At 72.1% G+C, this 13004-nt stretch carries 9 protein-coding genes and 1 pseudogene; 7 read left to right on the plus strand and 3 right to left on the minus strand.

Annotation, left to right across the window (positions count from 1 at the left end):
- Positions 1–245: 245 nt before the first annotated feature.
- Entirely contained in the window at positions 246–374 is a 129-nt protein-coding gene (locus J116_RS30725) for a DUF6408 family protein (protein ID WP_235617308.1), read from the plus strand.
- Positions 375–429: 55 nt separating this feature from the next.
- Here the strand turns inward: J116_RS30725 and J116_RS05145 are convergent, their stop codons facing one another.
- Positions 430–2544, minus strand: coding sequence for a DUF2075 domain-containing protein (locus J116_RS05145; protein ID WP_037948753.1), 2115 nt, complete (start codon positions 2542–2544; stop codon positions 430–432).
- 379 nt (positions 2545–2923) lie between these two features.
- On the opposite strand from J116_RS05145, the gene J116_RS05150 reads away from it, so the two are divergent.
- The 6 genes and pseudogenes from J116_RS05150 to J116_RS05175 all read left to right on the plus strand — a co-directional run bounded on the left by J116_RS05150 (position 2924) and on the right by J116_RS05175 (position 11079).
- Positions 2924–3361, plus strand: a complete 438-nt coding sequence (locus J116_RS05150; protein ID WP_139140462.1) for a hypothetical protein — start codon at positions 2924–2926, stop codon at positions 3359–3361.
- Between the two features lie 476 nt (positions 3362–3837).
- Positions 3838–4689: pseudogene (locus J116_RS05155) on the plus strand (alpha/beta fold hydrolase).
- 151 nt (positions 4690–4840) lie between these two features.
- A complete protein-coding gene (locus J116_RS05160; protein WP_023590411.1) occupies positions 4841–5827 on the plus strand; it encodes a daunorubicin resistance protein DrrA family ABC transporter ATP-binding protein in 987 nt (328 codons plus the stop codon).
- Positions 5824–6627 carry an ABC transporter permease gene (locus J116_RS05165; RefSeq protein WP_023590410.1) on the plus strand — a complete coding sequence of 268 codons (804 nt, stop codon included), beginning with the start codon at positions 5824–5826 and terminating at the stop codon, positions 6625–6627. Before J116_RS05160 ends, J116_RS05165 begins: the two co-directional genes overlap by 4 nt.
- 52 nt (positions 6628–6679) lie before the next feature.
- On the plus strand, positions 6680–7678 hold the full coding sequence (locus J116_RS05170; RefSeq protein WP_107487069.1) for an ArsR/SmtB family transcription factor: 999 nt from the start codon (positions 6680–6682) through the stop codon (positions 7676–7678).
- A 50-nt stretch (positions 7679–7728) separates the two neighbouring features.
- Entirely contained in the window at positions 7729–11079 is a 3351-nt protein-coding gene (locus J116_RS05175) for an AfsR/SARP family transcriptional regulator (protein WP_139140463.1), read from the plus strand.
- 107 nt (positions 11080–11186) lie between these two features.
- Here J116_RS05175 and J116_RS05180 read toward each other — a convergent pair whose 3' ends face one another.
- A complete protein-coding gene (locus tag J116_RS05180; RefSeq protein ID WP_023590407.1) occupies positions 11187–11831 on the minus strand; it encodes a response regulator in 645 nt (214 codons plus the stop codon).
- On the minus strand, positions 11819–12811 hold the full coding sequence (locus J116_RS05185) for a sensor histidine kinase (RefSeq protein WP_235617309.1): 993 nt from the start codon (positions 12809–12811) through the stop codon (positions 11819–11821). The genes J116_RS05180 and J116_RS05185 overlap by 13 nt, the downstream gene beginning before the upstream one ends.
- Between the last annotated feature and the right edge of the window lie 193 nt (positions 12812–13004).

Here is a 13004-nt window from a genome sequence, read left to right on the forward strand (position 1 = left end):
GGTGGTGGCGAGCCCGACCATCGGTCGCGGCCGGGTGACGGCTGAAATCGGCCGCGGCCCGATCAGAGATGCATTACTGTCGTCCGCGCTGCGCACCTTCCCGGAGGGTACGTCGGCGGTGTTCATGTGCCCGGTCCTGGGTTGTGGTGACGAGTGGTTTCCATCGCGTGCCGAACGCGGTGTGAGTGCGGATGCCCGGTAGGGCGGTCCTGCCATTCCCAGCTCACACCAAGGGGTGGTCACGCATGAATCCCGTTGAGTACAAGCCCGCACGTCGTCTCTGGCTCCGCGAGATCCTGGTCGACGTCGCCGTCGGTGTTGTCGCCAACCTTCTGGTGGCGGGCCTGGCTGCGGCAGCGCGCCTGGTCCTGTGACTCAGGCATGTGGCGGGCCCGGTGAGCCCGCCACATTCCCCCCCTCGCGAAGCGCTCAGAACAGACGCAGGTCCGGTCCGGAATCGCTCGACCGGTTCCGGTTCTTTCGGCCGCGCCGGGACCTGCGGGGCCGGGGAAGGTGCGGTAGGCGCGCCTCCCGCGGCAGGTTCTCCCACGTGGGACGCAGCCCGTGGAGTTGGACGTCACCGACGAGATCCTTGAGATAGGCCCGCGTCTCCTCGTCCGTGGAGTACAGCACCGTCGCGCGGCTCGCCCGGGTCATGAGCACGTGGTAGGCGTGACGTACGAGCTGCGCGAAATCGTCGTCGTCCACACTGCGGACTCGCACCTTGGGGTCGAACGATCCCGGTACGGCGACGCGCTTGACCCCCGGTTCCGGGCCAGCGCAGGCCTTGCCCCGGCGGAACTCCCACCGGCCGTCGCGGCGCACCATGTCCTCACCCATGATCACGCCGCACCAGTCCCACTCAAGGCCCTGCGCAGTGTAGACGCAGCCGATCTGATCGAGTCCGTTCTCATGCACGGACCAGATCTTCGACGGGGGCGCCCCGTTCTCGCAGAAGCTTTCGCTGTCCGCGTTCCACGGCCGGTGCCAGTCGCCGATGCGGACGTCCGGTTCCAGCCGCTTCTCCTCGCCCAACGGTTTCGTCCATGGCCAGCAGTAGCCCGCGACCATGCGTGCGGACGCGCCGGCATGGGCCTCGGTGCGGATGATTCGTTCCAGCTCCTCCGGGGTGTCGGCCACTTCCACGTGCATCAGCCCGTCAGGTGTCCACTGCTCGGGTGGCTCCTGCGTCAGGCCAAGCATGGCGCGTACCCAGCGGATGTAGGCGTCGCTGCCGCCGCACCGGAACTGTTCGCGGAGGCTGTAGCGCACGAGGTGGGCACCGTATCGCTCGGCCGCCCCCTCGATCAGATCGACGGTACCCACATCGTCCGGCCGTAGGGACTGACCCTCGTCAAGGAAGAACACCGTCAGCCGGGACGCGTCAAGCAGCTCGTCCACCTGCGGGCGCGTCCCTTGCTTTTCCGCCGGCCAGTAGATGCTGGTCGACCGCCTGCGGATGCGGTGCGCCTCATCACAGATCAGCACGTCCAACGGCGGGTTCGGTGTGGTGACGAAGCTGCTGAAGTAGGCGAAGGTGTCCCTGAACTCGCGGTCGCCGTAGCCGACGTGCTGCTGGAGCGCGGCGTTGAACGCGCGGCTGCCGCTAGCGTACTTGACCGTCCGGCCCTGGGCTTCCAGCTCCGCTTTGAGCTGAAGGCCCACCGCGCTCTTGCCCGTACCGGCACCACCCGTCACCAGAAAGATCACACGTCGCTCGTCAGGGACGAGGGCGGGGCGCTCGGGGTCCGGAAGCACCTTGGCAGCCGTGGCCAGAATCTTCTCCGCTACCACCTTCTGTCTGCCCCGCAGGGTGAAGACCGTGTCTTCACCACGAGAGCCGATCATCGCGTCGAGCAGGGGCGTGTTGCGCAGCCCCATGCCCCGCAGGAGTACCTCGGCCGCCGAGGCCCCGCCTTCGTCGGCGAAGTGGCTCCGCAGATCGGCCAGAAGTTCCTCACGTCGGTCGCTCGTGTACACGCGGGCATACGCTCCGGTGGGTGCGTCCACATCGGTCAGTGGCCGAACCGACTCCTCCGTGGCGTTGTGCAGGTACGCGAAGCCGCCGCACTCGAACTCCAGCCCGTGCAGAGGGCCTCTCGCGCTTGTGAACGCCTCGTAGTACTCCCGCAGTTGCAGAGCCGGGTGCTTCTTGCGCCCCATGCCGGGCACGTGAACCATGTCCGCGGCAGCCCGTTCGACCCTGGTCACGGTCGACCACCGCTTCAACTCGACGAGTTGCACGGACAGTCGGCGCTCCTCGGGATGCTGGCCGACCAGGACGACGTCGATGAGCCGGGGGTCCCCCGGGCGCTCCTTCTCATCGAGGGTGGCCGCGCATTCGACGATCATCTCCACGTCTCCGCGCCCGGCGGCAACCAGGTCCGTGGCCAGACTCACCAAACTTTCCGCCCATGCGGAACGCTCGGACAGCGAAGCGTCAGCGCCTCGGAAGTGCCGCCACCGCGCAGCGAGATGCGGCACCATACGACGCCTCGCGTTCAAGGTGAGCAGATCCCGCGCAGCCAGTTTCAGCAGGAGCATGGACACGACGTGGTTCCCCCAGGACACGAGTGACTCGTGCGGGTGGGGGCGTGTCCTCGCAGGAAGCCCGGCGGGCCGCAACCGGTAGCAACGATCTTAGGGATCGGCCCTCCTCACCGGAAACGACGCCCGCCGCAAGCGGGGTTTCCCGTCACGGACAGCACCTGTCGTACCGTCCCCACGGCCGGAGCCGGTCCGAGCGCCATTCGGGAGTGCCATCACCTTCCTACCCGGCGGACGCAGGGTGGCACGGAACGCCAGGGCGGCTGGACCTGCTCCCCGCATGTCTCCGGACCCCTCCACACCGCCACGGGGGAACCGAACCGTTCCATACGGCCTCCCCCACGGAGAGGAAGTCAGTCGGCCCGGGGGAAGACCAGTGAGACGATCGGTGTACGTGGTGGGAGTGCTGGTCGTGCTCCTCGGAGGCTGCGACCTCGCCGACGACAAGACCCCCGAGCGGGTCTCCAATGGCACGAACGCGCTGGACGTGACGGTCCCCGGGCGCCCCACGCCCGGCAGCCTCGCGCTGACCGAGCACGTGATCGCGCGGCTGAAGGCACGCGACGCCGAGGGCCTGGCCCGGTACGCCGATGCGGACGACACGGCACGTGATAACGCCGCGCGGTGGATGGCACGCTGGGGCGACGCCGCCCGGCGCCCGGCGACGGCGCACTTCGGCCTCGGCGAGAAGGACGCCTCCGTCGATATCCGCTTCACCGGGGAACGCTCCCCAATGTCGCTCCTGCTGGTGCCGGAGCACGAGGACGCTCCCTACGACGACGCCTATGTGGTCGTCCTGGACGACGGCCGCTGACCCGTGGCCGGGCGCGGGCGTGCAGCGATCCTGCTCGGGGACGCTGTCCCCGTGCATCACCGTGACGTCGTGTCGAAGGGCTGTCGCGGACGTACCGCGCGGCCGTCCGTACCTTGTGGGGCGACGTCCGTGGTGGTGCCCCCGATGCGCTGTCAGGTATGTCCTTCGCCGGTGGCCCGTGCATTACGGCGGGCAGGAACCGTCACCCGCGACGGGGACTGTCCAGGGACGGATGCGTTGCAGACGCCGCCAAGGTGTCGCAAGTGCCACGTTGCCACGGCTCACTGGCGGGGCAACGACCGTTTGCGGCCGCCATGTTGCTGGCGAACGGAAATCCGGGGTGTTTTGCTTGCGGTGGCTCACCCTGCGGGTGGTCGCCGGGTCGTGCGTCCGGGTGCCGAGGGGCCCGGGCGGTGCGTGCGGAGGGGTGGCGCCCTCGCGGGCCCGGGCCCGTGCGGCGTCAGGAGAGGGCAACAGTGGCTGAGGTGGACCTTTCGGCCGGGACGGTCGAGTACCAGGACACCGGCGGGGACAAGCCGGTCGTGGTGCTGCTGCACGGGGTGGCGATGGACGGCTCCCTGTGGCGGAACGTGGTGGCGTCCCTGCGGTCCGACTTCCGGTGCGTGGTGCCGACGCTGCCGCTGGGCGGGCACCGCCGGCCGATGAGGCCGGACGCGGACCTGTCGGTCGCGGGTGTGGCGCGGCTGGTCGCGGAGTTCCTCGACCGGCTGGACCTGCGGGACCTGACGCTCGTGGTGAGCGACTGGGGCGGGGCGCTGGCCCTGGTCTCCGAGGGCCGGACGAGCGCGTCAGGCGGCTGGTCGTCACCTCGTGCGAGGCGTTCGGCAACTTCCCCCCGGGCCTGCCCGGGAAGAACCTGCTCGCCTCGGCGAGGCTGCCGGGCGGCATCCGCCTCGCCTTCACGCTGCTGAAGTGGAAGCCGATGCGCCGACTGCCCGTGACATGGGGGTGGATGAGCAAGCGGCCCGTCCCGCACGAGGTGATGGACGCCTGGTTCACGCCGCTGTGGACGTCGGCGGAGATCCGCCGCGACCTGCGCGCGTACGTGCTCGGGGTGCCCCCGAGGAGCGAACTGCTTGCCTGGGCGGGGAAGCTGCGCGACTTCGACCGGCCCGCGCTCGTCGTGTGGGCCGCCGAGGACAGGGTGATGCCGCCCGAGCACGGGCGGGGGCTCGCCGGACTGCTCCCCCGGGCGGGGCTCGTCGAGGTCGAGGACAGCTACACCCTCATCCCCCGAGGACCAGCCGCGGCAGCTCAGTGCGCACATCCGGTCCTTCCTGCTGGCGGACGGGGCAGTTTCCGCGTAGGAGGCGCCCGCCCGCACCCGGGTGCGGGACTCCGCGGGCCGGGCGGCCCTGATCGCCCGCCGGACGCCGTGCCGTAGGCAGCCTGTCAGCGGGTTGTGGGCCCGTTGTCAGAACCACCCTGGACGATCCATCGCGGACCAGGGAGGCTCCCATGACACTCGCAATCCAGGCAGAAGGCCTGGTGAAGCGGTACGGATCGCACACGGCGCTCGCCGGTGTCGATCTGTCCGTACCAGCCGGGACGATTCTCGGCGTGCTCGGCCCCAACGGCGCGGGCAAGACGACGACCGTACGCATCCTCTCCACCCTGCTGCGTCCCGACGAGGGCCGCGCCACCATCGCCGGGTACGACCTGCTGCGCCAGCCGGTCGCGGTGCGCCGGAGGATCGGGCTGACCGGGCAGTACGCGTCGGTCGACGAGGAGCTCACCGGCTTCGAGAACCTCGTGCTGATCGGGCGGCTGCTGGAGATGTCGAGGGCCGACGCCCGGGCCCGCGCGGCGGAGCTGCTGGAGCGGTTCTCGCTCACCGACGCCGGGGGGCGCCCCGTCAAGACGTACTCGGGCGGCATGCGGCGCCGCGCCGACCTGGCCACCAGCCTGGTGGGCCGTCCGGAGGTGCTCTACCTGGACGAGCCGACCACCGGCCTCGACCCGCGCAGCCGCAACGAGGTGTGGAACATCGTCCAGGGCCTCGCCAACGACGGTGTCTCCGTGCTGCTGACCACGCAGTACCTGGAGGAGGCCGACCGGCTCGCCGACCGGATCACCGTCATCGACCAGGGCCGTGTGGTGGCCGAGGGCCGGGCCGACGAGCTGAAGAAGCGCACCGGCGGCCAGACCCTCCAGGTGCGGCCCGCCGACCCCCGGGACGTACCCGAGGTGGTGCGCATCCTCGGGATGCTCACCGAGGCCGTCCCCACCGCCGACCCCGACACGGGTCTGATCACCACCCTCGCCGACGACACGGTGCTGCTGTCCGCGCTGGTGCGCCGACTGGACGAGGCGGCCATCGCGGTGGACGAGCTCGCGCTGCGGCTGCCGAGCCTCGACGACGTGTTCCTGTCCCTCACCGGCAAGCCGGCCGCGGAGAACACCGAGGGCACCCCCGAACCGACCATCGAGCGGAGCACGGTATGAGCGTCGTCGCCGATCCGGCCGCGTCCCTGCGCATCGGCCCGATGCGCGGCTTCAAGCACAGCCTCACCCTCGCCGCGCGGAACATCCGCTACATCCTGCGGTCCCCGGCCACGCTGGTGGACACGATCATCCAGCCGGTGCTGTTCCTCGTGGTCTTCGCGCTGCTGTTCGGCGGCGAGATCGCCGGTGACTGGCAGGCGTACCTCCAGCCGCTGGTGCCCGGCCTGATGGTGCAGATCATCCTGTACGCCAGCGCGGGCACCGGGCTCGCCCTGAACACCGACGTCGTCAAGGGGGTGTTCGACCGCTTCCGCAGCCTGCCCATCGCGCGCTCCGCCCCGCTGGTCGGCGCCGTCATCGGCGACGTGGTGCGCTACGCCCTGGCGCTGGTCGTCCTGCTGGCGCTCGCCTTCGCGATGGGCTTCCGGGTCAGGACCGGCCCGGTCGAGGTGCTGCTCGCGATGGTGCTGACCATCGGCGTCGGCCTCACCATGTGCTGGCTGTCCGTGCTGATCGGCATGGCCGCGAAGAGCCCGCAGGCGGTGCCGGGCATCACCATGGCCCTGGTGCTCCCGCTGACCTTCGGCAGCAACATCTTCGCTTCGCCGGACACCATGCCGGGCTGGCTGCAATGGTGGGTCGGTGTCAACCCGGTCAGCCACTTCGTGGACGCGACAAGGGCGTTGACGCTCGGCGGGGATGCCTCGGGGCCCGTGATGATGAGTCTCATCTGGATGGCGGTACTGTTCGCCGTACTCTTCCCCCTGGCCGTACGCACGTACGCCCGTCGGACAAGATGAGTTCGTCCCGGCCGGGTACTCGGGCCGACGGACGCAGGGCAGGAGGACATGCGTGCTGACCGTGCACTTCACTCACGAGGACATCGCCAGAACCCATATGGTGCCCATGGCCCGCCTCGGGGCAGAGGCACTGTTCGCACTCGGTCACCTGGAGCACTTAGCGCAGCAGAGCAGGGGCGTGGGCCGGTGGGTCTCGAACGCGCGAGCCTGGGTGGCGGCGCAGCCGGCCCGCCACCTCGGCCTCCAGCGGGCGCTGCAACTCCGGGATGAGCTGCTGCCGTTCCTGTTGTCACGGCCGGCCCCGGACCGGGACGCGGCGGTTCCGGAGGACATACGGCGGGCGCTGGGCGCTCTGGCCGAGTTCCAGAAGGCGTGCGTCGCGCCGTACCGGACGAGCATCCGGGAGATGCTGGACGAGACCCGTCACTGCTATTCGGACATGGTCGCCCGGCTCGGCCTGGCGGCGACGCTCGAACGGCTCCAGTTCAACGCCAAGTGGGAGGCGGGCACGCTGACCGTCGACGACGGCACCGACCGCGCGGTCCGCCTCGACGGCCAGGGCCTGAAGCTGGTGCCGTCGGCGTTCCTCAGCGGCACCCCGAGGCTGTACAGGTGGCAGGAGCGGACCGCCGACCGGGTCCTGGCGGACCGTCCGTCCGTGCGGCCCGTGCACATCATGGTGTTCCCGGTGTGCCCGCACGGCCTGGCCTCCACGGCGCTGGTCAAGGACACCCAGCGGCCCGCGAAACCGCTGCCCCAGCTGCTCGGGCGGACCCGGGCCGCGGTGCTGGAGCGGCTGACCCGTCCGCAGTCGACGAGCGAGCTGAGTGCCGCCCTGAGCATCTCGGCGACCACGGCGAGCGAGCACACCTCGGTGCTGCGCAGCTCCGGGCTGGTCTCCACGACGAGGAACGGCGGCAGTGTGCGCCACGAGGTGACCCCACTCGGCGCGCTGATGCTGAACTCGCCGCCCGAGCCCGCCCGTGCGTGGTGCCGTGACTGTGCGGAGCGGCGTGCGGTGGGAAGCGAGGCGAAGGAGTTGGTCGCATGACATGATGAACGTGAAGAATCTTCAGGAGATGTGCCAAGAGAGTGGCGACCGTGCGTTTACTGCTTCTGGGTCCACTCGGACTGCGCGCCCAGGACGGGCGGCCAATATCGCCGGGCGGCCGCCGCGTCGGTCTGCTCATCGCCCGGCTCGCTCTCAACCCCGCGGAGCTCGTCCCCACCAGCACGCTCATCACCGACCTGTGGGAGGACGAACCGCCGGCCGCGGGCGGGGTCAACGCACTGCACCGGCTGGTGTCCCGGGCCCGCCGCACCCTCGGCCAGGCGGGCCACGACGACGCCAGTGTGATCTCCGGGCCCGGCGGCTACACCCTGACCGTCGGGCCCGCCGACGTGGACGCGCACCAGTTCGAACGGCTCGCGGCGAAGGGCCGTCGGCTGCTGCGCGCGGGCGCCCCCGAACAGGCCGCGCCCGTGCTGCGCGAGGCCCTGTCGCTCTGGCGCGGGGCGGCCCTGCCCGAGTTCGCCGACACGGGGTTCGCCAGCCGCGCCGCCGCCCGCCTGGAGGAGCTGCGCCTCGCCGCCGTGGAGGACCACATCGAGGCCCGGCTCGACCTGGGCGGCGCCCCAGAACTCCTCGCCGAGCTGTACGGCCTGACGGCCACGCACCCGCTGCGGGAACGTGCGACGGGCCTGCTCATGCGGGCCTTGCAGCTCTCCGGCAGCCCCGCCGAGGCGCTCGCCGCGTACGAGCGGCTGCGGGCGGCGCTCGCCGACGCGCTCGGCGCCGTACCGTCGGCGGAGCTGCGCCGCATCCACGCCGAGGCGCTGAGCGACGGCGCACGGCGGGATCCCGGCCGCGCGCCCGGCGGCGGACCCGCCGTCGCGCCACGGCACAGCGGCGGCCCCGGCACCGCCGCTCGGGCGTCCGTACCGGCATCGCCCCCGGCATCCGCCCCGGCGTCCGGACAGCCGGCGGGCACCGCCCCGCCCGCGGGGAAGCCCGGCCAGCCCGCGGGAAAGCCGGGCCTGCCCAGCCCCATCACCCGCTTCGTCGGGCGCGCCGGTGAACTCCAGCGGGTGGCCGCCTCCCTGCGCGGCTCCCGGCTCGTCACCCTGTACGGGCCGGGCGGTGTCGGCAAGACCCGGCTCGCCACCGAGTTCGCCTCCCGTGCCGACGCGGGCACCGCCGACCTCGTCTGCCTGGTGGAACTCGTCGGGCTCGGCAGCGGCGACGACCTCCCCGACACGGTGGCCCGGGCGCTCGGCCTTCCCGGCACGCCCCTGCTGGAGCAGCCCCAGCCGGGCCGCAGCCGGTTCGACCAGCTCACGGCGTTCCTGTCGGCCCGGCGCGTCCTGCTGGTCCTCGACAACTGCGAGCACCTGATCACCGAGGTGTCCCGGTTCGCCGCCGAGCTGCTGGCCGCCTGTCCCCGGCTGCTGCTCCTCGCCACCAGCCGTGAACCGCTCATGATCACCGGTGAGGCGCTGTGCCGGGTCGGGCCGCTGCGCCTGCCCGCCTCCGAGGCGGAGGCCGAACACTCCACGGCGGTGGAGCTCTTCTGCGACCGGGCCGCGCTGGTACGGCCCGGGTTCGCCCTCACACCGGCCAACACGGCGCAGGTGGTGGAGATCTGCCGCAAGCTCGACGGGCTGCCGCTGGCGATCGAACTCGCCGCCGCCCGGCTGCGGTCGATGTCCGTCCAGCAGATCACCGAACGGCTCGACGACCGCTTCCGGCTGCTGACCGTCGGCAACAGCACCTCCGCGGCCCGGCACCGCACCCTGCGCGCCACCATGGACTGGAGCTGGGAGCTGCTGACGGAGCCCGAACGCGCCCTGGCGCGGCGGCTCTCCGCGGCGGGCAACGGCGTCACCGAGGAAGCGGCGGCCGCCGTCGGCGCGGGCGCGGGCCTGACCGAGGACGACGTCCCGTACGTCCTGTCGTCGCTCGTGGACAAGTCGCTGCTGCACCTGTGGGAGGTCAAGGGCGGCGAGATGCGCTACCGCATGCCGGAGACCACCCGGGCGTACTGCGCGGAGCGCCTCGCCGAGGCCGGTGAGCGCGAGTCGGCCGAGGCCGCCTGCACCCGGCACTTCCTCGCGCTCGCGGAACGCGCCGCCGAGGGCCTGCGGGGCGCGGACCAGCCTCGCTGGATCGCCCGGCTGGACGCCGACCACGGCAACGTGCTGCTGGCGCTGCGCCGGGCCGTGGACGGCGAGGACATCGACACCGCGGTCCGGCTGGGGCTCGCCATGAGCTGGTACTGGGTGATGCGCGGCCACTACACCGAGGCCAACATCCGGTGCGCCGAGCTGCTCCGGTTCGGCGCGCGGGTCCCGGACGGCGCCGCGGCCCTGTTCACCATGCTGCGGCTGCTGCTCCCCGCGCCCGTCGGCCACGACCGGGACGACGAGGGCCGCGACCGGGGCATCGCCGAGGCGGCGCGGCGCGCCCGGGACGGCGACGCCATGAGCGAGCATCCGCTGCTGGCCCTGCTGGAACCCAAGTGCTGGCTCCTGGTGGGCGAGCACGAGGAGATGGAACGCAGCGCCCGGCGGGCCTGCGCCCATCCGGAGCCCTGGGCACGGGCCTCCGGCCGCGCGGCACTCGGCTTCGCCGCGGAGACGGCGGGTGACGTCGGCGCGGGCGAACGGCATCTGCGGGCCGCGCTGGAGTCGTTTCGCGAGCTGGGCGACCAGTGGTCCACGGGCCAGCTCACCTGCATGCTGTCCCGGTTCACCTCGCTGCGCGGGGACGCGGAGGGGGCGCTGGCCCTGCTGCACGAGGCGCGCGCCGCGATCGAGGCGGTCGGGTCGGCCGACGCCATCGCGCAGATCCGGATCCGGCTCGGCATCGAGCAGCTGCGGTCCGGTGAGCACGACGCGGCGGAGGTGAGCTTCCGCCACGCGCTGCGCGGTCCGCGTCGCACCATGCCCGAGTACGAGGTGCTGGTGGCGGCCGGTCTGGCCGAGCTCGCCACCCGGCGCGGGCAGCCGTCCATCGCCGCCGAACGGCTGGACCGGGCGCTGCGGCTGCTCGACGAGGCGGTCTTCGACAAGGAGTTCCTTCGCGTCGAGGTGCTGCGGCGCACGGCCGCGCTGGAGCTTTCGCGGGGCGCGGAGGGTGTCGCCGCGGCCCGCGACGCCGCGGCGGAGGCGCTGCGTCTGGCGGTGCCGCTCAACGACATGTGGGTGCTCGCGACGGTCGCCGAGGTGCTGGCGACGGTGACGTTCCACGAGGAGCTGCCGGTGCGGGCCGCACGGCTGCTGGGCACCGCGACGGCGCTGCGGGGACTGGCGGACCGGGGCAGCCCCGAAGTGCGGGCACTGAGCGCGGAGCTGACGGCGCGTCTGGGCGAGGTGGAGTTCCACCGCCTGCGCGCGGAGGGCGAGCACCTCTCCCCCGAGGCGGCGGTACGGGAACTCGAGGCGGCGGTCTGAGGCGCGGCGCGGGACCACGCGCCGGTCCGGGCCCGGGGCCGCGCGTCGGGCCACGCCCGCTAGCGCCCCGCTCCCGCCGGACGCCGCCCGCCCGGCGGGGTCGGCCGTTACCGGTTGAGGAAGGCCAGGACCGCCAGGACCCTGCGGTGGCCGGTGCCCGACGCGGGGAGGCCGAGCTTGGTGAAGATGTTCTTGATGTGCTTGCTCACCGCGGGCACCGACAGGCCCAGCAGTTCGCAGATCCGCCCGTTGTCGTGCCCCTCCGCCATCAGGCCGAGGACCTCGCGCTCACGCGGGGTGAGCTGGTCGACCGGGTCCTGGCTGCGGCGGCGGCCGAGGAGCTGGGAGATCACCTCGGGGTCCATGACCGTGCCGCCCGAGTGGACCCGGTGCACCGCCGCCATGAACTCGGCGACGTTGCCCACCCGGTCCTTCAGCAGATAGCCGATCCCGCTCGCGTCGTCGCCGAGGAGCTCCGTCGCGTAATCGTCCTCGACGTGCGCGGACAGCACCAGCACCGGGAACCCGGGGCGCTCGCGGCGCAGTTCGGCCGCGGCCCGCAGCCCTTCGTCGCGGTACGTCGGGGGCAGCCGCACGTCCATCACCACCACGTCCGGCGTCAGGGACCGGACGAGCTCGGGCACTCCATCGGCCCGGTCCACCGCGCCGACGACGGTGATGCCCTCCGTCGCCAGCAGCAGTTCCAGCCCGGCCCTGAGCAGGGCGTCATCTTCAACGATCAGCACGCGCACGGCAGTTCCACCCGGATGGTCGTGGGCCCGCCCGGCGGGCTGGACACCTCGGTCGTTCCGTCGAAGGCCGCGACCCGGCCCCTGATGCCGGCCAGTCCGCTGCCCCGGGTCTCGTCGGCGCCGCCCCGGCCGTCGTCGGTCACGGTGACGTACAAGACCTCCCCCTCGGTTCCCATGGTCACACGGATGCGGGAGGCTCCGCTGTGTTTGACGGCGTTGGTGAGCGCCTCCGCGACGACGTGGTAGGCGGCCACCTCCACCGCGGCGGGGGCGCGGGTCAGTTCGCCGACCTCGAAGTCGCACGGCAGCGGGCAGCGCAGGGCGAGGGCCGAGACCGCTCCGGCCAGGCCGCGGTCGGCGAGCACGGGCGGGTAGATGCTGCGTACGACGTTCCGCAGCTCGGCGAGGGCCTCCTCCGCGGCGGACTGGGTCACCGCGATCAGCTCGCGGGCCTTGGCGGGGTCGCCGTCCAGGAGGCGTTCGATGACACCCAGGTGGAGCCGTACGGCGACCAGCCGGTTCTGGGTGGAGTCGTGCAGGGCGCGTTCGATGCGGCGCAGTTCCGCCGCGTGCGCCTCCAGTGCCTCGGCACGGGAGGTGGTGACCTCGGCTAGCCGGTGGGCCAGCCGCGCCTTGCCGCCCGCGGTCACCCGGCGGACGGTGATCCGGGCGTGCAGCAGCGCCAGCGGCGGGGCGAGGAACACGAGGATGGCCAGGTGCACGACCGCCGCGACGGGGGTGAGGAGCGCGGTGGGCCAGTCGCGGACGGCGAAGAACGCGGGGTTGAGCACGACGTGCGGCGGGAGCAGCCACCACCAGAACGGGACGGTGAGGGCGACGGCGGCGCTGAGCACCGGTACGAGCAGGAAGACGCCCGCCAGCAGCCCGGTCAGCGCGTTGACGACGGACCGGCCGAGCTCCCGCCGCACCCGGGCCAATTCCTCCGGCGGCTCCGGCTGAATCCCTTCGGGTGCCGGCATTTTCCTTCTCGCGAAAACCGAGAATCCGGCGTCGAGATCCCTGGCGCGATTTCTTCCGGTCTGCTCCAGCAGCGCTGGCACAAAATTGACGCGCAGCCCCAGCACGGATATCACGCAAGCGGAAACGAGTAAGGGGAGCGCGATCCAGGAGAGTGCGGCCGATCGGGCCGCAGCCACCAGATAGCACACGTCC

It is taken from the genome of Streptomyces thermolilacinus SPC6, from assembly GCF_000478605.2.
GTDB classification, from domain to species: domain Bacteria; phylum Actinomycetota; class Actinomycetes; order Streptomycetales; family Streptomycetaceae; genus Streptomyces; species Streptomyces thermolilacinus.

Coding starts and splice junctions, on each gene's coding strand:
- J116_RS30725 (WP_235617308.1), top strand. CDS start 246: ATGAATCCCGTTGAGTACAAGCCCGCACGTCGTCTCTGGCTCCGCGAG.
- J116_RS05145 (WP_037948753.1), bottom strand. CDS start 2,544: ATGCTCCTGCTGAAACTGGCTGCGCGGGATCTGCTCACCTTGAACGCG.
- J116_RS05160 (WP_023590411.1), top strand. CDS start 4,841: ATGACACTCGCAATCCAGGCAGAAGGCCTGGTGAAGCGGTACGGATCG.
- J116_RS05165 (WP_023590410.1), top strand. CDS start 5,824: ATGAGCGTCGTCGCCGATCCGGCCGCGTCCCTGCGCATCGGCCCGATG.
- J116_RS05185 (WP_235617309.1), bottom strand. CDS start 12,811: ATGCCGGCACCCGAAGGGATTCAGCCGGAGCCGCCGGAGGAATTGGCC.